The 20,815-nt window shown below is 62.7% G+C and carries 16 protein-coding genes and 3 tRNA genes; 14 read left to right on the forward strand and 5 right to left on the reverse strand.

What is annotated here, in order from left to right:
- The first annotated feature begins 3 nt into the window (after positions 1 to 3).
- The 4 genes from nagK to B3C1_RS06620 are packed head-to-tail and all read left to right on the forward strand — an operon-like array spanning position 4 to position 4,387.
- Positions 4 to 903: an N-acetylglucosamine kinase gene (gene nagK, locus B3C1_RS06605; protein ID WP_008483727.1), complete on the forward strand. Its 900-nt coding sequence runs from the start codon at positions 4 to 6 to the stop codon at positions 901 to 903.
- Positions 900 to 1,895: a glucosamine-6-phosphate deaminase NagB-II gene (gene nagB-II / locus B3C1_RS06610; protein ID WP_008483728.1), complete on the forward strand. Its 996-nt coding sequence runs from the start codon at positions 900 to 902 to the stop codon at positions 1,893 to 1,895. Before nagK ends, nagB-II begins: the two co-directional genes overlap by 4 nt.
- Complete coding sequence (gene nagA, locus B3C1_RS06615; protein WP_008483729.1) at positions 1,895 to 3,025, forward strand: N-acetylglucosamine-6-phosphate deacetylase; 1,131 nt, start codon at positions 1,895 to 1,897, stop codon at positions 3,023 to 3,025. The genes nagB-II and nagA overlap by 1 nt, the downstream gene beginning before the upstream one ends.
- A gap of 57 nt (positions 3,026 to 3,082) precedes the next feature.
- Positions 3,083 to 4,387, forward strand: coding sequence for a sugar MFS transporter (locus B3C1_RS06620; protein ID WP_237750978.1), 1,305 nt, complete (start codon positions 3,083 to 3,085; stop codon positions 4,385 to 4,387).
- 177 nt (positions 4,388 to 4,564) lie between these two features.
- Here the strand turns inward: B3C1_RS06620 and B3C1_RS19315 are convergent, their stop codons facing one another.
- Entirely contained in the window at positions 4,565 to 6,961 is a 2,397-nt protein-coding gene (locus B3C1_RS19315; RefSeq protein WP_008483731.1) for a putative bifunctional diguanylate cyclase/phosphodiesterase, read from the reverse strand.
- 91 nt (positions 6,962 to 7,052) lie between these two features.
- On the opposite strand from B3C1_RS19315, the gene B3C1_RS06630 reads away from it, so the two are divergent.
- The 5 genes from B3C1_RS06630 (at position 7,053) to B3C1_RS06650 (ending at position 8,886) form a co-directional block, all read left to right on the forward strand.
- Positions 7,053 to 8,072: a methyltransferase gene (locus B3C1_RS06630; RefSeq protein WP_035481353.1), complete on the forward strand. Its 1,020-nt coding sequence runs from the start codon at positions 7,053 to 7,055 to the stop codon at positions 8,070 to 8,072.
- 47 nt (positions 8,073 to 8,119) lie between these two features.
- A tRNA-Leu gene (locus tag B3C1_RS06635) sits at positions 8,120 to 8,206 on the forward strand.
- 164 nt (positions 8,207 to 8,370) lie between these two features.
- A tRNA-Leu gene (locus tag B3C1_RS06640) sits at positions 8,371 to 8,457 on the forward strand.
- Between the two features lie 70 nt (positions 8,458 to 8,527).
- Positions 8,528 to 8,614: transfer RNA gene (locus tag B3C1_RS06645), tRNA-Leu, on the forward strand.
- Between the two features lie 53 nt (positions 8,615 to 8,667).
- On the forward strand, positions 8,668 to 8,886 hold the full coding sequence (locus B3C1_RS06650) for a DUF1289 domain-containing protein (RefSeq protein WP_008483733.1): 219 nt from the start codon (positions 8,668 to 8,670) through the stop codon (positions 8,884 to 8,886).
- Here the strand turns inward: B3C1_RS06650 and B3C1_RS06655 are convergent.
- Complete coding sequence (locus tag B3C1_RS06655) at positions 8,883 to 10,265, reverse strand: PhoH family protein (protein ID WP_008483735.1); 1,383 nt, start codon at positions 10,263 to 10,265, stop codon at positions 8,883 to 8,885. The genes B3C1_RS06650 and B3C1_RS06655 overlap by 4 nt on opposite strands.
- 166 nt (positions 10,266 to 10,431) lie before the next feature.
- Here B3C1_RS06655 and rapA point away from each other — a divergent pair, with 166 nt between their 5' ends.
- On the forward strand, positions 10,432 to 13,302 hold the full coding sequence (gene rapA / locus B3C1_RS06660) for an RNA polymerase-associated protein RapA (protein ID WP_008483736.1): 2,871 nt from the start codon (positions 10,432 to 10,434) through the stop codon (positions 13,300 to 13,302).
- A gap of 13 nt (positions 13,303 to 13,315) precedes the next feature.
- Positions 13,316 to 13,810 carry a hypothetical protein gene (locus B3C1_RS06665; RefSeq protein WP_008483737.1) on the forward strand — a complete coding sequence of 165 codons (495 nt, stop codon included), beginning with the start codon at positions 13,316 to 13,318 and terminating at the stop codon, positions 13,808 to 13,810.
- Here B3C1_RS06665 and djlA read toward each other — a convergent pair.
- Genes djlA through B3C1_RS06680 form a run of 3 tightly spaced genes read right to left on the reverse strand, consistent with a single transcriptional unit; the run spans position 13,788 to position 16,167 of the window.
- Complete coding sequence (djlA, locus tag B3C1_RS06670) at positions 13,788 to 14,585, reverse strand: co-chaperone DjlA (protein ID WP_008483738.1); 798 nt, start codon at positions 14,583 to 14,585, stop codon at positions 13,788 to 13,790. The genes B3C1_RS06665 and djlA overlap by 23 nt on opposite strands.
- Positions 14,585 to 15,238 carry an N-acetylmuramate alpha-1-phosphate uridylyltransferase MurU gene (murU, locus tag B3C1_RS06675; RefSeq protein WP_008483739.1) on the reverse strand — a complete coding sequence of 218 codons (654 nt, stop codon included), beginning with the start codon at positions 15,236 to 15,238 and terminating at the stop codon, positions 14,585 to 14,587. Before murU ends, djlA begins: the two co-directional genes overlap by 1 nt.
- The gene (locus B3C1_RS06680) at positions 15,235 to 16,167 is read right to left on the reverse strand and encodes an aminoglycoside phosphotransferase family protein (protein ID WP_008483740.1); all 933 of its coding nucleotides are present in this window, start codon (positions 16,165 to 16,167) and stop codon (positions 15,235 to 15,237) included. Before B3C1_RS06680 ends, murU begins: the two co-directional genes overlap by 4 nt.
- A gap of 111 nt (positions 16,168 to 16,278) precedes the next feature.
- On the opposite strand from B3C1_RS06680, the gene lptD reads away from it, so the two are divergent.
- The 3 genes from lptD to pdxA are packed head-to-tail and all read left to right on the forward strand — an operon-like array spanning position 16,279 to position 20,815.
- The gene (gene lptD, locus B3C1_RS06685; protein WP_008483741.1) at positions 16,279 to 18,537 is read left to right on the forward strand and encodes an LPS assembly protein LptD; all 2,259 of its coding nucleotides are present in this window, start codon (positions 16,279 to 16,281) and stop codon (positions 18,535 to 18,537) included.
- 11 nt (positions 18,538 to 18,548) lie between these two features.
- Entirely contained in the window at positions 18,549 to 19,841 is a 1,293-nt protein-coding gene (surA, locus tag B3C1_RS06690; RefSeq protein ID WP_008483742.1) for a peptidylprolyl isomerase SurA, read from the forward strand.
- Positions 19,838 to 20,815, forward strand: coding sequence for a 4-hydroxythreonine-4-phosphate dehydrogenase PdxA (gene pdxA / locus B3C1_RS06695; protein WP_008483743.1), 978 nt, complete (start codon positions 19,838 to 19,840; stop codon positions 20,813 to 20,815). The genes surA and pdxA overlap by 4 nt, the downstream gene beginning before the upstream one ends.

Here is a 20,815-nt window from a genome sequence, read left to right on the forward strand (position 1 = left end):
TGGATGACGTCAGTTGACGAAAAGCCCCTGTTCCTGGGGATAGATGGCGGCGGCAGCAAGTGTCGCGCCCTGCTGTACAGCAAGAACGATGGCATCCTGGGGGAAGGATTGGCTGGCCCGGCAAACCCGGTTCAGGGCCTTCAAAGGGCCCAGGGTGCCATAGTGGCCAGCGCCCAACAGGCCTTGGCCAGTGCCGGCCTGTCGGCCAACCTGCTGGGTCACCTGATAGTGGGGGCCGGCCTTGCCGGTATCAATGCCCCCAGAACCAGGGGCCTGATGGAAGCCTGGGCCCATCCCTTCGGCGCCTTTTACCTGACCACGGACCTGCATATCGCTTGCCTCGGTGCCCACCAGGGTGAAGAGGGGGCGGTGATCATCACCGGCACCGGCTCCAGCGGCTTTGCCCAGGTGGGGCAGGCACAACAATTTCTGGGCGGACACGGCTTTCCCCTGGGTGACAAAGCAAGCGGCGCCTGGCTGGGGCTAGCTGCAGTGCAAGCCACCCTGCTGGCCCTGGACGGGCTGGGCCCAGAAACCTCTCTGGCCGGCGCCGTGCTGGCCGAAACCCAATGCGCCGACAGCACGGCACTGATGGACAGCTATTCAGGCCAGGCCTCGGCGGCCTTTGCCAAGCTGGCCGCCCTGGTGTTCGCCCAGGCCCAGGCCGGCGATCGGGTGGCCGAACGGATTGTCGAAGACGGCGCCGCCTACCTGAGCGCCATGGCCGAGCAACTGACCCGGGTCGGCAGCCCCAGGCTGACCATGATAGGGGGCCTGACCCAGCTCTGGCAGCCCTACCTGGCTCCCAAGGTGGCCGCCAAGCTGGCCCCGGCCCTTCAAACCCCGGAAATGGGCGCCGTCTACTTCGCCCAGCAGGTCTACGCAGGAGGAAAAGCAGCATGACCACCCTGATGGCCACCGAAGCCCGCGACAGCGCCCAGCGCATCGCCGAACAACTGAGCCACAACGCCACCCTGGCCACCATGCTGGGGGAGCGCATTCGCAAGCTTAAGCCGCACCTGGTGATGATGGTGGGCCGGGGGTCTTCCGACCACGCCGGCGTTTACGCCAAGTACCTGATTGAAATAGAGACCGGGGTGCCGGTCTGTGCCTCGGCCCCTTCGGTAACCAGCGTTTATGGCCGCACCCTGCAGCTGGATGGTGCCCTGGTACTGGTGATCTCCCAAAGTGGCCGCAGCCCCGACATCCTGGCCCAGGCCGAGACGGCCAAGAAGGCCGGTGCCTTTGTGGTGGCCCTGGTCAACGACGAGGCCTCACCCCTGGCGGCCCTGGCCGATGCCGTATTGCCCCTCAAAGCCGGCCCAGAGCTGGCGGTGGCCGCCACCAAGAGCTATCTGTGCACCCTGTCGGCAGTGGCCCAACTGGTAGCCGCCTGGACCCGCAACAAGACGCTGCTGGCAGCCCTGGACAAACTGCCCCAGGCCCTGGACAAGGTCTGCAAGGGCGAGCCCCAGCTGACCCTCAACCACCTCCAAGCACTGCGTCATTGCATCGTGCTGGGCCGAGGCCTTGGCTATGGCATCAGCCGCGAGGTGGCGCTCAAACTCAAGGAAGTGTGCGGCATCCAGGCCGAAGCCTTCTCCAGCGCCGAATTCCTGCACGGCCCTGTGACTCTGGCGTCCCGGCCCCTTAGCGTGATTGACCTGCACATCGAAGACGAGACAGCTCTTAACCACCGCAGCCAGATTGAAGACGTACAGAGCCGGGGCGCCAAGATCATTCCCCTGCGCCTGGACGCTGTCGAGGTCCACCCCAGATTGGCACCTTTATGCCTGCTGCAACGTTTCTACCTGGATATCGCCGAAGTGGCGGTGCAGATGGGCCTCAATCCCGACGCGCCGGTAGGCCTCAACAAGGTCACGAGGACCCTCTGATGGTCAGCAGCTACCGCGTTGCCAAGCTTTTCGACGGCCATCACTGGCACCAGGACTGCACCCTGACCCTCAATGGCGACCGCATCGTGGCCATGGGCCTGGACCACTCGGACAACGCCGAGCTCCTGGACGGTATCCTGGTGCCGGGCTTTATCGACATCCAGGTTAACGGTGGCGGCGGCGTGCTCTTTAACGAGGCCCCCAGCGTCGAGAGCCTGGCCACCATGGTGGCGGCCCATGCCCGCTTTGGTACCACCGCCATGCTGCCCACCCTTATCACCGACAGCCTGGCCAAGATGCAGCAAGCCGCCGACGCCATGGCCCAGGCCCTGGCCAAGGGCCTGCCGGGGGTGCTGGGTATCCACTTTGAAGGGCCGCACCTGTCGCTGCCGAAAAAAGGCATCCACAAGCCCGAACATATCCGCCGCCTGAGCGCCGAGGAAATGGCCCTTTACTGCCGGGAGGATTTGGGGATCCGCCTGGTGACAGTGGCGCCGGAAAACGTCCACCCAGACGATATCCGCCAGTTAGTCAGGGCCGGGGTCAAGGTTTGCCTTGGCCACTCCGACGCCGACTTCGACACCACCCAAAGGGCCCTCGAGGCCGGCGCCAGCGGCTTTACCCACCTCTTCAACGCCATGTCGCAGCTGGGGTCCCGGACCCCCAACATGGTAGGGGCGGCCCTGGCATCCGACAGCGCCCTGTGCGGCATCATCTTAGATGGCCACCACCTGCACCCGGCCTGTGCCCGTCTGGCTTTCAAGGCCAAGGGTCCGGACGGCCTGATGCTGGTCACCGACGCCATGGCCGCCGTCGGCAGCGATGGCGCCAGCTTCAGCTACTTTGGCGAAAGCCTGTATCGGGACGGGGATCGCATGACAGATGCCGACGGTCGCCTGGCCGGCTCGGCTTTGGATATGGCCAGCGCCGTGCGCCAGGCCCAGCAGCAGATGGGGGCCAGCCTGGAACAGGCCCTGGTGATGGCCAGCCGCACCCCGGCCCGGTACCTTGAACTGGGGACCCGGGGCCTGCTGATGCCGGGCATGAAGGCCGACATGGTGCTGTTGGATGAACAACTTACCGTCAAACAAAGCTGGATCGGCGGGCAACCCTGCCTGCAGGCCCAATAACGCCCACCCGGGCCCAGGGCTCCGGGATAAGAAGGAAGCTAACCGATGGATACAACAATGAGTGCATCACAACAACAACGCAGCAGCCTGATGCCGATGGCAATCATTGGCACTCTGTTCTTTATCTTCGGCTTTGTCACCTGGCTGAACGGAGCCCTGATCCCCTTCCTGCAGATCGTCTGCGATCTGACCAGCACCCAGGCGCTGTTCGTGGCCTTCTCATTCTATATCGCCTACACGGTAACGGCCCTGCCCATGGCCTGGATCATGGAACGCACCGGCTACAAGAAGGGCATGGCCCTGGGCCTGGGGCTGATTGCTCTTGGTTGCCTTGGCTTTATACCGGCGGCCATGAGCCAGACCTTCGCCATCTTCCTGGTGTCCCAGTTCGTGGTGGGTACCGGCCTGACCATACTGCAAACCGCCTCCAACCCCTACATAGTGCACATAGGCCCCCAGGAAAGCGCCGCCGTGCGCATCTCCATTATGGGCCTACTGAACAAGGGCGCCGGCGTAGTGGCGCCTTTGGTGTTCACCGCCTTGGTGCTGGGGGATTTTGAAGGCATTACCGCCAAGACGGTGGCTACCCTGGCCCCGGCCGAGCGGGCCGCCCAGGTGGAACAACTGGCCCATGGCCTTATCCTGCCCTACCTGGGCATGGCCCTGGCCATGGTGCTGCTGACCATCGCCATGGTCTTCTCACCCCTGCCGGAACTGGCCCTGGACACCGACGCCGATGACACAGAGGATGACAAGCGCTCCGTCTTGCAGTTTCCGCAACTGGTACTGGGGGCCGTCGGCATCTTCTGCTACGTGGGGGTGGAAGTGATCGCCGCCGACACCATAGGCCTGTTCGGCTCAGAGCTGGGGGTTGCCAATGCCACCTCCCTGACCTCCTACACCATGGCCTTTATGGTCATCGGCTACCTGCTGGGGCTGGTCTTGATCCCAAGGGTACTCAAGCAGAGCCTGGCCCTGACCCTGTCTGCGGTGCTGGGGTTGGTGTTGAGCCTGGCGGTGGTGCTGGGCAGCCCGGAGCAACACTGGCTGTCTGACACCCTGTGGGGTTGGTTGGGGCTGCCAACCGTGCCCAACACCGTGGCCCTGGTGGCACTGCTGGGCTTTGCCAATGCCATGGTTTGGCCGGCTATCTGGCCCCTGGCGTTGGACGGCCTTGGCAAATTTACCGCCAAGGGCTCGGCGCTGCTGATCATGGGTATTGCCGGCGGCGCCCTGCTGCCGCTGCTGTACGGCTACCTGTCCGATGTGGCAGACCACCAGCAAGCCTACCTGATGATGCTGCCCTGCTACCTGTTCATCCTTTACTTCGCCCTTGCTGGCCATAAGAAGCGCCGCTGGTAACGCAGCCAGCCCCCTCTTGCCGGGCTGTTGCCGCCCAGACAACCCTGGGCCGGCGGCAACTGCCCGGTGGGTATGGGCTTGCCTGGTCACCGCCCGTTATGACCGGCAGCCCCTGGCGGCGGCGCGACTCAGCCGCCGCCCGTAGTCCTCCTTTGCCCGGCTTTGCCGGGCACTTTTTTAGGGCTTGGAACCCTGCCTGGGCTTGGCCGCCCTTACCCTAGGCCACTCCAGCAGGTTGGGCCCCTGGCGGCGTAGCAACTCGGTCTCTGGCACCGCAGGCCCCAACAGCAACCCCTGGCCCAGATCGCAGCCCAACTCTTGCAGCTGCTGCAGTTGCTGGCGGGTTTCGATACCCTCGGCTACCACTTGGCCCCCCAGGTTGTGCACCAGGTCCACCAGGCTGGTGACGATCTGTTCAGAGGCAGGGTCTCCCAGGCTGGCCACAAAACTGCGGTCAATTTTCACTACATCAAAGGGCAGGCGGCGCAGATAACTCAGGCTCGAATATCCGGTGCCAAAATCATCGATGGCGATGGTGACCCCCAAGGCCTTCAAGGCATTAAGGGACGCCATGGCGTTGTCGAAGTGATCCACCAGGCTCGACTCTGTCACCTCCAGTTCCAGTTGGCTGGGGCTGAGCTGGTGCCGTTGCAGGGCGGCAGACACAAAGGTGGGTAAGGAAGCGTCCAAGAATTGGCGGCAGGCCAGGTTGACCGCCAGGTGACAATGACCGAAACCGGCCGCCTCCAGGCGGGTGAGAATGGCCAGGGCCTCCTCGATGATCCAATAGCCCAGATCGATGATCCTGTCGGTACCCTCAAGCTGGGGAATAAAGGCCTGGGGGCTGACCAGTCCCTTGCGGGGATGGTGCCAGCGGATCAGGCCTTCGAAACCCACCAGTTCCCCGTCATCGAGCCGGTACTTGGGCTGCAGGTACAGCTCGAACTGTTGCAGCTTGAGTGCTTCTATCAGGTCCCGCTCCAGGGCCAGGCGCGCCTGCAGCCGGTCCTGCATGGCCTGGTTGTAGTAACCCAGGGCCAAGCCCTGCTCTTTGGCATGGTGCAGGGCCAGGTCGGCCCGGCGCAGGGCCTCACCAGGCCCAAGATCGGCGTCCTTGAGGCAGGCAACCCCCAGCACCGCCGACACCTGGCATTGGCTGCCCGGCAGCGCCACCGGCACCTGCAGCTGCCATTGCAACTGGTCAAGCAGCAGCTGCAGCCTGGCCCGATCGCGGAATTTCAGCAGCACCACGAACTTGTCACCACTGAAACGGCCAAGCCCCTGGCAAGCCTTGGCCGCCTCCCTGAGGCGCCCCGCCACTTCTCTCAGCAGCACATCCCCCTGCTCGTAGCCCAGGCTGTCGTTAACGGCTTTGAATTGTTGGATGTCCACGAAGATGACCGCCAGCTCCTCCCCTTCCAGCAGGCTCAGCAGCAGGGCAATCTTCTCTTCCAGATAGGCACGGTTGGCTAGGCCGGTAAGGGGGTCGTAGCGCAGCCGATATTCGAGCATTTCCAGCTGCCCTTTCACCTGAACCTGCATCTTGTCCAAGTGCAGGGCCAGATCGGCGGTTACCTCTTCAAGATCATCGAGTTGGTCCCGCCATAGCCAGCCGGAACCTGGCTGTGGCGCCTGCTGGGGCCGTTCGGCCAGGTGCGGTAGCGCCTGGATTTGCGCTTCCAAGCGCCCGGCCAGGCGCCAGCCCCCCATCCCAAGTAGCAGGCAAACCAGGCCGCCAAGGCCCCACCAGGCCAGCAATGCCCGGTTCCTAAGCCCCAGCAGGCTGTCATCCAGTTCGCTGATATCCGCTACCACCACCAGGCCGGCAGAGAGCTCCTCCAGGGGCTGCCACCACAGCAGCCAGCGCCTGTCGTCAATTGCCAATACCTGGGACTGAAAAGGCTGGCCCTTGTCCAGGCGCGCCAACTGGCCGACAAAGCCGGGCCTGGTGGCGGTCTGGGCTATGCCGAGGCCCCAAAGACGCTGCCCCGGACCGGGGCGCAGCAGCGCCAGATCCAACCCTAACCCCTGGTGCAACTGCTGCAACACCCCGGACAGGCCCAAGGTCAGCTCCAGCTGCACACTGTCGGTCAATTGCAATGACAGCTGCTGGTAGCAGGCATTGAGGCAAAACAACCGGGAAAGGTCTCCTCTGTCCCGGTCAGGCCAGGGAGGCACCTCTCCCAGGGATACCAGTTCCCGGCCCTGCTCACTGAGCCTGAGCCCACGCCATTGCCAGTCTTGCTGCAAGACTGGCCAGCGAGCCAACAGCCTGGCCGCTAGCACTTCCGGCAGTAACGGCTGGTCGCGACTCAGGGCTGCCACCTGGCTGGCGGCATGGCGCCGCTCCTGGGCCAACAGGCTTAGCAGCAGTTGTTGCAGCTCCTGGCTGCGGCTGGCCTGGAATTGATGCTGCTGGGCTTTGAGTTGGCCAGCCCCCTGTTGCCAGATAAGCAGCCCGCCCCCAAGCAACAGGGTGCCAAGCAGCACCAGCAGCTTGCTTTGCAGGCTAAGGTAGGGTTTGCGGTTTCCCTGGCGGCGGGAAACGAAAGGGGGCGCCAAGCGCCTGGGCATGAAGTGCAAGCCTCCCTGGCTGGGGCGGGAATACGGTCAAATTGAGTATAGCCAGTGCTATACTGGCCGCTTGTTTTCCAAGGCCCACACCATGCTTCATAACATCAGCCAGCTTCTGCTTCGCAACCAGGACCACCTCGCCGAGGGCAGCCTCCTTATCAGCCAGTCTCCCAGGGACCAACTTGCCCAGGAATGGGACGGCGACCTTTACAGCCACCACACCGATTTTGTCGCCTGGCAGCTGGCCCAGCGCGCCTTGGGCGACAAGGCCCAGTTCGCTCCTGCTCCCACCGGCCTGACGGTGGACCAGGCGCTGCTGGTGATGCCCAAGAGCAAGGACGAGGCACGGATGCTGCTGGCAGCTATGGCGGCCCTGTTGCCGGTAGGCGGCAAGCTGCTGCTGGCCGGGGAAAACAAGGCCGGCATCAAGTCCGCCGTGAAATTGCTGGAGCCCTATGGGGAGCCGGTCAAAATCGACAGCGCCCGCCATTGCAGCCTCTTTGAGGTGGTACTGACCCAGGCCGCTCCTGCCTTCAACCTGGAAGACTACCAGCAGCGCTTTGAATTGACCGTGGCCGGTGAGCAGCTGACCGTGGTGAGCCTGCCCGGGGTGTTCAGCCACGGTGAGCTGGACGACGCCACCGCCCTGCTGTTGGAGAACCTGCCCCGCATCAAGACCGGCCGCCTGCTGGACTTTGGCTGCGGCGCCGGCATCATCGGCACCTATCTGGCCAAGAAAGCCCCCCAGGCCCAGGTGGAGATGCTGGACGTCTCGGCCCTGGCCATCAAGGCCTCCGAGCTGACCCTGGCCGCCAACGGCGTTACCGCCAAGGTCACCCCTTCTGACGGCCTCTCGGCCCTGACCGGCCGCTTCCACCAGATAGTGACCAACCCCCCTTTCCATACCGGGGTCGGCACCGATTACAGCGCCACCGAACAGCTGCTGGCCGAGGCCCCCAAGCGGCTGGTGCAGGGGGGCGATCTGGTGCTGGTAGCCAACCGCTTCCTGCGTTACGAGCCGCTGCTGGCCGCCGGTTTTAACAACAAGGTGGACACCCTGGCCCAGAGCAATAAGTTCAAGGTGCTTTACTGCCGGGGCTCCGGCCGTTAAAAAGGGCTTGACCTTTGGAGCTGCATCCATAGAATGCAGCTCCACATGCAGATGTGGCGGAATTGGTAGACGCGCTAGCTTCAGGTGTTAGTGGCTTAACGGTCGTGGGAGTTCAAGTCTACCCATCTGCACCAAATACGAGAAACCCCGCTTAGGCCGGGGTTTTTTTTGCCTTTTCGCCGGCGCTGCTCAGCTTTCGTGCAAACAGTCCAAGGGCTTTAAAAAAACCGTTGACGAGGCAGTCTGGATGGGTAGAATGCCTCCCCGTGGAAAGCAAAGCTTCCCACCTAAAATTTGTGCAGATGTGGCGGAATTGGTAGACGCGCTAGCTTCAGGTGTTAGTGACTTAACGGTCGTGGGAGTTCAAGTCTCCCCATCTGCACCACAAATTTTAAGACCTCGGTGAGCCGAGGTTTTTTTAGCCTGGGACGCGGCTTAAAAAGGTCCGACAATTTGCAGATGTGGCGGAATTGGTAGACGCGCTAGCTTCAGGTGTTAGTGACTTAACGGTCGTGGGAGTTCAAGTCTCCCCATCTGCACCACCTTCGAGAAAGGTCGGCTTTTTAGCCGGCCTTTTTTCGTCTAAGCTGCTGCCATGGAGCAGCTTGAATTCTTCGCCATCCCCTCCCCCTGCATCGGGGTCTGCCAAACAGACAACCGGGGCTACTGTCTGGGTTGCCTGCGCTCCCGGGATGAACGCTTCGGCTGGAACCAGATGAGCGACGCCGAAAAGCGCAAGGTCATCGAACTGTGCCAGCAGCGCAAAAAAAGACGGGCCCTCAAGGCCCGCCTCCAGCAAGACGACGAACTCTAAAGATTCTCCTCCGCAAAAGACGCCAGGCGCGACCGCACTACCCCGTCCAGGTAGACGTTGGCCGAACCCGGGAAGTCCTTGAACCTTTCCACTATGTAGGTCAGCCCCGAGGTCACCGGGCTCAGGTAGTTGGAGTCTATCTGCGCCAGGTTGCCCGAGCAGATCATCTTGGTGCCCTCACCGCAGCGGGTCAGGATGGTTTTGAGCTGGCTGGCGGTGAGGTTTTGGCTCTCGTCAATCAGCACTATGGCGTTCTGGATGGAGCGCCCCCGCATGAAGTTGACCGACTTAAACTGGATATTGGCCTTGTCCATGATGTATTGCAGGCTGCCGGACGGGTGGGCGTCCGAGCCGTGCAGCACTTCCAGGGTGTCGGTGATGGCTGCCAGCCAGGGCAGCATCTTTTCTTCCTCTGTGCCCGGCAAAAAGCCGATGCTCTCGGCGATCTCCGGGGTGTTGCGGGTGACGATCACCTTGTCGTAAAGGCCCCGCTCGATCACCAGCTCCAGGGCGGCAGCCATAGCCAGCAGGGTCTTACCTGAGCCGGCCGGGCCGGTCAGCATCACCAGGTCCAGGCTCGGGTCCATCAGGGCGTGCAGGGCCAGGCCCTGGTAGATGTTCTTGGGGGATATGCCCCAGGCGTGTTGGGCCATCAGCCGGTCAAAGCCCAAGTCCAGCAATTTCACTTCCTTGTCGCCGTGGGACAGCACCCGGCCGGCAAACTCGTGGCTGTCATCGAGGATGTACTCGTTGGTGTAGAGGTTTTCCAGCACCCCGGCCGCTATGGTCTGCACCGTATCCCGGCCCTGGGTTTCGCTTTCCACCTTACCCACCTTGTCCCAAAGCCGCCCTTCCACTTCCTGGTAGCCCTTGGCCAGGTAGCGGATGTCGTCCACCAGCTGGTCGGTGCGGTAGTCCTCCACATGGCGCAGCCCAGCCCCTTTGGCCTTGAGGCGCATGTTGATGTCTTTGGTCACCAGCACCACCTTGGTGGGGGCCTTTTCCTTTTGCAGGTGCAGAGCGGCGTTGATGATCTTGTTGTCCGCCTCCGAGCCCGGCACATGGGCCAGCTCGCCCTTGATCTCGTGGTCGGCAAAGATGGAGATGTGGCCCCTGTTGCCTTCCAGATCGGTGCTGGGCAAGGGGACACCGGCGGTGATCTCCTCCGGGCTGGTGTTCTTGAAGACTTCGTCCAGGGCCCTGATGGCGGCACGGGCGTCCCGGGAAATGTCACTGCGCCTGTCCTTGATGTTGTCCAGCTCCTCTAGGACCGTCATCGGGATCAGTACGTCGTGTTCGTCGAAAGAGTAGATAGCGAGGGGTTCGTGCAGCAGGATATTGGTATCGAGTATGTAGACTTTCTTTTCGTCTGGAGCCATAGCGCTCTCCCTAACTGACTGCCAAATAAGGTGCTGTGTCACCTCGATGTCACTTTAAACATAGTTGGATGACAAAAGAGAGACCAAGATCAACTCTTCTGGCTTTTGCCTCCCTGAGTCCTCTTGGGTAACATACGCCGCCTTTCCCCGCCTTCGGAGCTTTTTGATGTCTCTTGCCCTTGGCCAACGTTTTATTGCCGACGCCGAATCCGACCTGGGTCTGGGTACTGTGGTTGCCCTGGATAACCGCACCCTGAGCGTCCTTTTCCCTGCCAGTGGCGAGACCCGCCTCTACAGCCGGATTGACGCCCCCATTACCCGCGTCACCTTTCGCCAAGGGGACAATGTCAAAAGCCACGAAGGCTGGAGCCTGACGGTCGACAGCATCGAAGAACAAGAAGGGCTGATGACCTACCACGGCCCGCGCCAGGACAACGGCGAAACCGCCAGCCTGCGGGAAACCTTTATCGACGGCGTCATCAACCTCAACAAGCCCCAGGACCGCCTCTTTGCCGGCCAGCTGGACCGCACCGACTGGTTCACCCTGCGCTACCAGACCCTGGAGCAGATGCATCATCTGTCCCAGAGCCCTCTGCGCGGCCTGGTTGGCGCCCGCATGGACCTTATTCCCCACCAGCTCTACATCGCCGACGACGTGGGCAACCGCCAGGCCCCCCGGGTACTGCTGGCCGACGAAGTGGGCCTGGGTAAGACGGTGGAAGCAGGCATGATAGTGCACCAGCAGCTGCGCGCCGGCCACGCCGAGCGGGTGCTGCTGTTGCTGCCGGAAAACCTGATGCACCAGTGGCTGGTGGAAATGCGCCGCCGCTTTAACCTGCATTTCGCCCTCTTTGACGAAAGCCGCCTGGAAGAGGCCGAGCACGACTCGGACAACCCCTTCGACACAGCCCAGTTGGTGATGGTGAGCCTGGAGCTGATCGCCAAGCGCAAGACCCGCTTTGACCAGTTGCTGGAAGCGGACTGGGACATGCTGGTGGTGGACGAAGCCCACCACCTGGTCTGGGAAGAAAACAAGGCCAGCCGCGAATACCAGGTGGTGGAAGCCCTGGCAGAAAGTATTCCCTCTGTGTTGCTGCTCACCGCCACCCCCGACCAGTTGGGGCACCAGAGCCACTTTGCCAGGCTGCGCCTGCTGGACGGCGAGCGTTTCCACGATTACCAGGCCTTCTGCGAAGAAGAAGCCCAATACAAACCCCTGGCCCAGGTTGCCCAGAAGCTGCTGGACAACGAGCCGCTGGATGAGGGCGACAAGGCCCAGTTGGCCGCCTGGGGCGAAGATCTGGCCGCCCAGGCCGACGGTAGCGACGGCGACCGCCAGCAATTGGTGCGGGCCCTGATTGACCGCCACGGCACCAGCCGGGTGCTGCTGCGTAACACCCGCGCAGCCGTCCAGGGGTTCCCTGGCCGCCAGTTGGTCAACCTGCCCCAGGTCCTGCCCACCGCCTACGCCACTGCCATTCGCGTCGGCAAGATGATGGCCGGCCGTAAGAGCGAGAGCGAAAAACTCGAAGAGCTGCTCAACCCCGAACTCATCTACCAGGCTTTCGAAGGGGATGAAGGCAACAGCTGGTGCCAGCACGACCCCAGGGTGCAGTGGCTGGTCAAACACCTTAAGCACAACAACGACGAAAAAGTGGTGCTTATCGCCCACAGCCGCCGCCAGGTCCAGGCCATCTGCGACTACCTGCGGGAAAAAGAAGGGGTCCAGGCCGCCGTCTTCCACGAAGACTTGTCGATCATCGAGCGTGACCGCGCCGCCGCCTTCTTTGCCGACGACGAAGGCTCGCAGATCCTGCTGTGCTCGGAGATCGGCTCCGAAGGCCGCAACTTCCAGTTTGCCCACCAGTTGGTGCTGTTCGATCTGCCCCTGAACCCTGACTTGCTGGAGCAGCGCATCGGCCGCCTGGACCGTATCGGCCAGGAAATGGTGGTAAAAATTTACGTGCCGCACCTGGCGGGCACCGCCCAGGAAAAACTGGTGGCCTGGTACCACCAGGGCCTGAACGCTTTTGAGACCACCTGCCCGGTGGGCGGCGCCATCTTCGAAAGCCAGCAGCAGGCCCTGCTGGCGGCCCTGGTCAGTGACGAAGAGGCTGGCATGGACAGCCTGATCGCCGAGGCCGCCGAGCGCCGCCTGGCGCTGATGGCGGAAATGGAAGCGGGCCGTGACCGCCTGCTGGAACTGGCCTCCCAGGGCGCCGGCCGTGGCGAGAAGCTGGCGGCGCAAATTGCCGCCCTGGACTACGACCCCAAACTGCCCATCTTCCTGACCCAGGTGCTGGACGTGTTCGGGGTGGACCAGGAAGACCTGGACGACTTCACCCAGTTGCTGCGCCCCGGCGAGCGCATGCTCACCGCTCTGCCCGGCCTGGAAGAAGACGGTATCCAGACCACCTTCGACCGGGAATACGCCCTGTCCCGCGACCACGTGCAGTTCCTCAGCTGGGACCACCCCCTGGTGCTGTCCAGCATGGACGCGGTGCTGACCGGCGATATGGGCAATGCCTCAGTGGCGCTGCTAAAGAATAAGGCGCTGCCGGCCGGTACTACTTTTGTGGAGCTGGTTTTTGTCACCGAGCACCAGGCACCCAAGCACCTGCAGCTGGACCGCTACCTGCCGCTGACGCCGCTGCGCATGCTGCTGGACAAGACCGGCAAGGACCTGGCGCCCAAGGTGCCCTTCGACAACTTCAACCGCCAGCTCACCCCCATCAAGCGGCATACCGCCGCCAAGCTGGCGGTGGCGTCCCAGGGCCTGATCCACGGCCTGGTACAGAAGGCAGAAGCCGAAGTGGCGCCGAGCCTGGCCGGCCTGGTAGCAGAAGCCAAGGCCCGTATCGACGAGCAGGTGGGTGGCGAACTGGCCCGCCTCAAGGCTCTTAAGGCGGTGAACGACAGTATCCGCGACGACGAACTGGCGGCCCTGGAAGACAAGGCAGCCGAACTGAACAAGCATGTGGCCAGCGCGGCCCTGCGCCTGGATATGGTGCGGCTGGTGGTGGTGGTTAACGACTAGGAAGGATAACGGGATGAAAAACTGGCTGGCTTTACTGCTGTTGACGACCGCCACCACCCAGGCGGAGGTCCGCGAGTTTCAGCCGGCCGGGCAGCCCCAAGGCCAGATCCTGGCCCTGGGGCTGCTGCCCCCCGACCTGCCAAAAGCCCTGGCCGCCGACGGCCTGGCGGTAAGCTGGCAGCAGGGAAGCGACCAGCCGTCCCCTAACGGCGCCCAGATCCTGCTGACCAGCGATGGCAGCCAGTTTGACGCCTGCCAGTCAGGCCCTTACCGGGCCTGCATCTTCCTCAACGCCCAGTTCAACCCCCAAGCATTGACCAAGCCGGTATTGGATCTGGTCAATGCCCCGCGCCTGCCGTTGGCAGAAGACCTTGGCCTGCGCCAGACCCTGCTGCGCAAACCCAGCCGCTTTTACAGCCTGGCGCTGCGGGAGGCCACCAAGGGGGAGGAAAAGGAACTGGCCGCCATCATCAAGGCCTGGGTGGTCAAGCTGAACGCTGGGTCTTGATCTGCTGGTAAGCGGCCTGGATAGCCTGGGCCCTTTCCTTAGCCAGCTCCTGCATCTCTGCCGGTAAGCCCTTGGCCATCAGTTTGTCCGGGTGGTGTTCGGCCATGGCCTTCTTGTAGGCCCGGCGCACCGCCTGCATGTCGGCGTCAGGCTCCAAGCCCAGCAGGGCATAGGCCTGGCCCAAACGGGCGTAGCGGGACTGCTCCGGCGCCTGGGTAAAGGCCTGACCGGCCTTGGCCATGCGAATAAGGGCGTCCAGCAGCCGCTCCGGCAACCCCAGGCTTTTGCGCACCCGCTCCAGCACCCGCCTTTCCGCCACCAGCAACTTACCGTCGGCCAGGGCCAAGGCCACCTGAATTTCCATAAAGAGCTGCAGCAGGTCTTGCTGGCCGGCCAACCCTTCCCGCAGCGCCTGCACCGAGGCTTCCAAGGGGTAGCCGGCCGCCTTGCCTTCCCGGAAGGCTTCCTGGGCGGCGCGGCGTTTCTCACCGCTAAGATGCAGCCTGTCCATCAGGGCGCTGGCGGCATGAATGTCCTCTTCCCGCACCCGGCCCTTGGCCTTGGCCAGATGGCCCATCACCGCAAAGCTGGTGTGAAAGAACAATTGCTCGCGGCCGGCCTCGTCCAGGCGATGCCAATGCTTACCAAAGCCGGCACCGCGAAAATCACGGGCCAGGGCCCGGTCAAACCACCAGCCCACCACAAAGCCGAGAATGGCCCCCGGCAGGCGGGCAAAGGCCAAGCCTAGCAGCAGGCCGACAATACGCCCCCACATCAGCCTTGGCTCCGCAGATCAGCATCGAGACGGGCCAGGCGCTCCGGGGTGCCCACATCCTGCCAATAACCCTTATGGTGCAGGCCCTGTAACAGCCCTTGCTCGCTCCATTGGCGTAGCAAGGGGCCAAGGGCGCCGTGGCCGTCGGGCAGGGCTTCAAAAAGGTGGGCCTGGAGTTTGGCAAGGCCAGCGTAGGTGTATTGGCGGGGGCTGTTGACCACCTTTGGGCTCACCAGGCCAAAGTCGCCCTGGGGGTGCTGGGGCGGGTTGTCCACCAGCACCAGGCAAGGGGCCGGCTGGGCTGCCAGCAACGCCAGGTCCAGGTCACAATAGACGTCGCCGTTTAGCAGCAGGAACTCCTCCCCCAGCCAGGGCAAGGCCCGGCGAATGCCGCCGGCGGTTTCCAGGGCGGTGCCTTCGTGGGAGTAGTGAATGTGAAGGCCAAAGGCGCTGCCGTCTCCCAGAGCCATGGGCAGCTGCTCTGCCAACCAGGCGGTGTTGATCACCACCTCACGGATGCCGGCCGCCGCCAGCCGCTGCAGGTGGTAGGTCACCAGGGGCTGGCCGGCCACCGGCAGCAGGGGTTTGGGGCAGTGATCGGTCAGGGGCCGCATCCGCTCGCCGCGGCCAGCCGCCAGTATCATGGCTTTCATTGATGTTCGTCCAAGAGCGCAACCAGGGGCGCCAGCTCCTCGTATTGCCTGGCTACCCGCAGCAGCTTGTCCCGGGTAGGCGCCAGATCCTTGAGGTAGCCGGATTTGCCGTCCTGATAATGCAAGCGACAGAAGATCCCCAAAACCTTGAGCTGGCGCAGCACCCCGGTCAGGTCCAGCCAGCGCCGGTACTGGGCCAAGTCGCCAGTATGGGCCTGCTGGGCAAAGCCCTGCTGAATCAGTGCTTGTTCTTCGGCCGGGCTCAGGGCCACGTAGCTGTCACGGATCAGGGAGACGGCGTCATAGGTCAGGGGCAGCAGCTGCAGATCCTGGAAATCGATGACCGCCAACTGGTCGCCGACGCAGTGCAGATTGCGCCCGTGATAGTCCCGATGAGCAGGCACTGCGGGCTGTTCAAAGAAGTTGTTGAACAACAACTGGAAGATCCCATCCAACTGCCCCGGTGCCAATGCCACGCCCAGGTGCCGTTTGAGGTACCATTGTTGGAACAAATCCTGTTTTCGTTGGACAAAAGGCTGGCCGGCCCGGTCCAGGGGCACATCCAGCCCTTGCAGCTTGCCAAGTAGCGCTATCGCCTTGGCATACCAGGCTGGCCGCTGGTCCGCCGCCAGGCCGCTCAGCAGCCGTTCGCCCAGGTCAGGCAGCAGCATCCAGTTGCCCTGGCGCGCCAGGGGCAATGGCACCTTGATGCCTTGGCCTGCCAACCAGGTAGCGCAGCTCACGAAGCGGTCGGCTTGGCTGGTTTCGCTGTCGGGGTAAAGAACGGCAATGACTGTGCCGCCAGGATGAGTGATACGCCAGTAGCGGCGCGAACCGGCATCGCCGGCCAAGGGAGAGAAGGTCAGGTCCGGCTGGCCCAAATGCTCGCCAGCCCAGATTTTCAGGGCTTCGACAGTATTATCTCGCATAGTGGCGGCCACTATAGCTCAATAGCCCGAGCGGGAAAATTGCATTATGATTCGCCTCTCGGATAAACCGGCCGAGAGGGCCAACAGAGCGAGAGCGACATGGGAAGGAGCGTGACCAAAGTCCGCCATTGGTTGCTGTTATCAGCCGTAGCTGCCAGTGTCAGCCAGGCCCTGGCTGATGAACAAATAGAAAAGACCTGTACGCCCCCGCCCGCCACCACATCGGGGGCCAGTGCCAAACCGCTGAGCCAGGAAGCCATTCAAACCTCGGCCAAGAAGACCACCATGGAAGGCCGCGACGCCGCCCTACTGGAGGGTGACGTGCAGCTGCGCCAGGGTGACCGGACCCTGAGCGCCGACAAGGCCCTGCTGGACAGGGCCAGGGGCCAGATCCAGGCAGAAGGCAAGGTGGTCTTCGACGACGGCAAGTTGCGCCTGACCAGCGATCACCTGGAAGCCAGCACCGCCGATGAAAGTGCCCAGTTGCAGGAAGTGGAATATCGCATCCTTGGCACCAACGCCAGGGGCAAGGCCAACAAGCTGGATGTCTCCAAAGAATCCGGGCTAAGCCTTAGCGGCGGCAACTTCACCACCTGTCCGGCCGAAGACCCGGTATGGGCCCTGGAAGCCAACGAAATCAACGTCAACCCCGACGACGGTTGGGGCGAAGCCTGGGGCGCCAAGTTCAAGTTTTACGACGTGCCCGTCTTCTATTTTCCTTACCTGACTTTCCCGGTCACCGGGGAGCGCAAGAGCGGCCTGCTCTACCCCACCTTCGGCACCAGCGACAAGCGCGGCGTGGAATACGCCCAGCCCATCTACTGGAACATCAGCCCCAACTTGGACCTGACCTTCACCCCCAGGTACATGTCGGACAGGGGTACCCAGCTCAACACCGAATTTCGCTACCTGTTCGGCGGTGACGACCAGGGCGAGCTGAACCTCGAATACCTAGGCAATGACAGCAAGTTCACCGGTGAAGACAAACGCCGTTACCTGTTCAACTGGAAACACAACGGCAGGCTGGACGACAACTGGCGTTACCAGGCCGACTACACGGCGCTCAGCGACGATGCCTACTTCGTGGATATGGACTCGCACCTGGGTTCGGCCACCGATACCCAGATCACCCGCAGCGGTGCCATCGCCTACCTGTCGGACAGCTGGAACTTCACCGCCGAGGTCAAAGACTTTGAAGTGCTGGGGGATTATCCCGAGCCGTACCGGGCCCTGCCACGCCTGACCATGTCCCGGGAAGACAGGGACTTTTTCGGTGGCCTGGACTTCGCCTTCTATTCGGAGATGACCGCCTTCGACAACCAGGACCCCAGCCGCCCCACCGCCGAGCGTCTGCACCTGGAACCGACCCTGTCATTCCCCCTGACCAGCCCGGCCGGCAGTCTGACCACAGAGCTCAAGCTCTACCAGACCTTCTACCAGCAGCATGACCCCAGCAACCAGTTGGAGGACAGCGTCAGCCGTTCCCTGCCGCAGCTGCGTATCTACGGCCAGCTCAACTTCGAGCGGGAACTGCTGTTTGATGGTCGCCACTATCGCCAAACCCTGGAGCCCCAGTTCCAGTACCTGTACCTGCCCAAGGTCAACCAGAGCGATATCGGCCTCTATGACACCACCTTGCTGCGGGAGGACTACCATGCCCTGTTCCGCAACCGCCGCTATTCGGGCCTGGACCGCATCACCGACGCCAACCAGGTCACCCTGGGTGTGACCAGCCGCCTGTACGACCAGAAAAACCAGGAACGGCTGCGCTTCTCCATCGGCGAGGTGTTTTACCTGCAGGATGCGGAAGTGGGCCTGGACAGCACCACAGGGGTGGTCACCCGTTCCACCTCGGCCCTGGCCGGGGAACTGGATTTTCGTATCGACGAACACTGGGGGGTGTCAGGCACCCTGCTTTACGACACGGACGAAAGTGTGACCCGCCGTGGGAACTTCACCCTCGATTACAGGGTCAGTGACAACAAGTTGGTGCAGTTCACCCACCGTTACGTGCGGGACATCACCGACGACCAGAACATCGACCAGGCCGGTATCAGTGCCGCCTGGGAGCTGAACCACCAGTGGCAGCTGTTCGCCTCCCATTACGAGGATTTGAACCTGCACCGGGCGGCTGAAACCTTTGCCGGCTTCGAATACGAGGCCTGCTGTTTCGCCGTACGCCTGACGGCCAGGCGCCGCCTGAACCCCATATTGTCGGACGGCCCCGAGTTCTCCGGGCAGTCCATCTACGACAACAGCATCAACCTGGAGTTTATCTTCAAGGGGCTGGGGGGCGGCAACAGCAGCGGCGACAAACTATTAAGCAAAGGGCTTTTCAGCTATCGTGAGCCCTATAACCTGAGTTACTGATAACCATGAGAATGACCTCGAAATTCCTTGCCGCCATGGCCGGTGGCGTCCTGATGTTGAGCCAGGCTCAGGCCAAACCTGAGATGCTGGACAAGGTGGCCGCCATCGTCGACCAGGGGGTGATCCTCGAGTCCGACGTGTCCGACCTGGTCCGTGAAATCAAGACCGGCGCCCTGCAGGCTAACCAGACCCTGCCCTCCGACCGGGTGCTGCGCACCCAGGTATTGGAGCGCCTGATCGCCCAGGAACTGCAAATGCAGGCGGCTAAGCGTATCGGCCTGCAAATCTCCGATGCCCAGCTCGACCAGACTATCCGCAACATCGCCCAAGATCAGAAGATGTCCGTCGAGCAGCTCAAAGCCAAGATTGAGCGCGAAGGGGGCAACTTTGAGACCTACCGCGAGCATGTCCGTACCGAACTGACCACAGGTGAAGTGCGCCGCATCGTGGTGGGCCGCCGTATTCAGGTAACGCCCCAGGAAGTAGACGCCATGGTTCGCCAGCTCAACGAGCAGGGCAACGAGAACGTCGAACTGCACCTGCGCCACATCCTGATTGAAGTGCCCCAGGGCGCCAACGCCGAGCAGCTGGCCGACGCCAAGGACAGGGCCGACAAGGTCCTGGCCCGCCTGGACAAGGGTGAAGACTTTGCCCAGTTGGCGGTGATTGCCTCCTCCGGCAACAAGGCCCTGGAAGGGGGCGATCTGGGCTGGATCAACGCCAACGAAGTGCCCACCCTGTTTGCCGACGCCCTCAAAGGGGCCGGTAAAGGCAAGGTGATCGGGCCCCTGCGCTCCGGCGCCGGCTTCCACATCGTCAAGGTCGAAGATATCCGTGGCCAGCAGACAGTGGAACTGACCGAGGTCCACGCCCGCCACATCCTGGTCAAACCCTCCATCATCCTCAGCGAGGACAAGGCCAGGGCTGAACTCAACCAGTGGCGCCAGGAGATCCTGTCCGGCAAGAAGACCTTTGAAGAACTGGCCGAAGCCAACTCCGAAGATCCGGGCTCTGCCAGCCAGGGCGGCGATCTCGGCTGGGCCGACCCCAATATCTATGTCCCGGAATTCCGTGACACCCTCGAGCGCCTCAAGCCCGGTCAGATCTCTGAGCCCTTCCGTTCCACCCACGGCTGGCACATCACCCAGGTGATCGAGAAGCGCACCACAGACGCCACCGCCAAGGCCAAGGAAGACCGCGCCTACCGCATCCTCTTTAACCGCAAGTTCAACGAAGAAGCGGTTGCCTGGATGCGTGAAGTCCGTAACCAGGCCTACATCGATATCCTGGACGACAAGGCATGATCCAGCGTGTTGCCCTGACACCGGGGGAGCCGGCCGGTATAGGCCCGGATCTGACGGTGATGCTGGCCCAGCAGGATTGGCCGGTGGAAGTGGTGGTATGCGCCGATGGCGACTTACTTAAAGCCCGGGCCAAAAGCCTGGGCTTGCCCTTGGCGCTGCGCCCCTACGAGCCCTGGGCCCCGGCCCTGCCCCAGGAAAAGGGCACCCTGACCCTGGCCCCTTTTGGCCTGCGTGAAGACGTGGTGCCCGGCGAGCTTAACGAAGCCAATGCCCATTACGTGCTGGAGACCCTGGCCTTTGCCGGGGAAGGCAATATGGATGGCCGTTTTGCCGCCGTGGTCACCGGTCCTGTGCATAAGGGCATCATCAACAGGGCCGGTATCGCCTTTTCCGGCCACACCGAGTTCTTCGCCCAGCAGGCCAATGCCAGCGATGTGGTGATGCTGCTGGCCACCGAAGGGCTGCGAGTGGCCCTGGTGACCACCCATATCCCCCTGGCCTATGTGGCCAAGGCCATCACCCCTGAGCGCCTGGACAAGGTGATCCGGGTGCTGCACCGGGACCTGGTGGCCAAGTTCGGCCTGGCCCAGCCCCGTATCTACGTCTGTGGCCTCAACCCCCATGCCGGGGAAGGCGGCCACCTGGGCCGGGAAGAAATTGACGTCATCAGCCCAGCCCTGGACTTGCTCAGAGCCGAAGGCATGGACCTGGTAGGCCCCCTGCCCGCCGACACCCTTTTCCAGCCAAAGTATTTAGATGACGCCGATGCGGTGCTGGCGATGTATCATGATCAGGGATTACCGGTGCTCAAATACAAGGGCTTCGGCAATTCCGTGAATATCACCCTTGGGCTGCCTTTCGTCCGCACCTCGGTAGACCACGGTACCGCCCTCGATTTGGCCGGTACCGGCCAGGCCGACGCCGGCAGCATGAAACTGGCCCTCTCCCAGGCCATAGCCCTAGCCAACCGTTGA

This window comes from Gallaecimonas xiamenensis 3-C-1 (assembly GCF_000299915.1).
Lineage (GTDB): Bacteria > Pseudomonadota > Gammaproteobacteria > Enterobacterales > Gallaecimonadaceae > Gallaecimonas > Gallaecimonas xiamenensis.

What these genes read in the sequence shown, in the direction of transcription:
- nagK (WP_008483727.1), top strand. Translation starts at nt 4, where the DNA reads ATGACGTCAGTTGACGAAAAGCCCCTGTTCCTGGGGATAGATGGCGGC.
- nagA (WP_008483729.1), top strand. Translation starts at nt 1,895, where the DNA reads ATGGTCAGCAGCTACCGCGTTGCCAAGCTTTTCGACGGCCATCACTGG.
- B3C1_RS06620 (WP_237750978.1), top strand. Translation starts at nt 3,083, where the DNA reads ATGAGTGCATCACAACAACAACGCAGCAGCCTGATGCCGATGGCAATC.
- B3C1_RS19315 (WP_008483731.1), bottom strand. Translation starts at nt 6,961, where the DNA reads ATGCCCAGGCGCTTGGCGCCCCCTTTCGTTTCCCGCCGCCAGGGAAAC.
- murU (WP_008483739.1), bottom strand. Translation starts at nt 15,238, where the DNA reads ATGAAAGCCATGATACTGGCGGCTGGCCGCGGCGAGCGGATGCGGCCC.
- djlA (WP_008483738.1), bottom strand. Translation starts at nt 14,585, where the DNA reads ATGTGGGGGCGTATTGTCGGCCTGCTGCTAGGCTTGGCCTTTGCCCGC.
- B3C1_RS06650 (WP_008483733.1), top strand. Translation starts at nt 8,668, where the DNA reads ATGGAGCAGCTTGAATTCTTCGCCATCCCCTCCCCCTGCATCGGGGTC.
- B3C1_RS06655 (WP_008483735.1), bottom strand. Translation starts at nt 10,265, where the DNA reads ATGGCTCCAGACGAAAAGAAAGTCTACATACTCGATACCAATATCCTG.
- pdxA (WP_008483743.1), top strand. Translation starts at nt 19,838, where the DNA reads ATGATCCAGCGTGTTGCCCTGACACCGGGGGAGCCGGCCGGTATAGGC.
- rapA (WP_008483736.1), top strand. Translation starts at nt 10,432, where the DNA reads ATGTCTCTTGCCCTTGGCCAACGTTTTATTGCCGACGCCGAATCCGAC.
- nagB-II (WP_008483728.1), top strand. Translation starts at nt 900, where the DNA reads ATGACCACCCTGATGGCCACCGAAGCCCGCGACAGCGCCCAGCGCATC.
- surA (WP_008483742.1), top strand. Translation starts at nt 18,549, where the DNA reads ATGACCTCGAAATTCCTTGCCGCCATGGCCGGTGGCGTCCTGATGTTG.
- B3C1_RS06665 (WP_008483737.1), top strand. Translation starts at nt 13,316, where the DNA reads ATGAAAAACTGGCTGGCTTTACTGCTGTTGACGACCGCCACCACCCAG.
- B3C1_RS06680 (WP_008483740.1), bottom strand. Translation starts at nt 16,167, where the DNA reads ATGCGAGATAATACTGTCGAAGCCCTGAAAATCTGGGCTGGCGAGCAT.
- B3C1_RS06630 (WP_035481353.1), top strand. Translation starts at nt 7,053, where the DNA reads ATGCTTCATAACATCAGCCAGCTTCTGCTTCGCAACCAGGACCACCTC.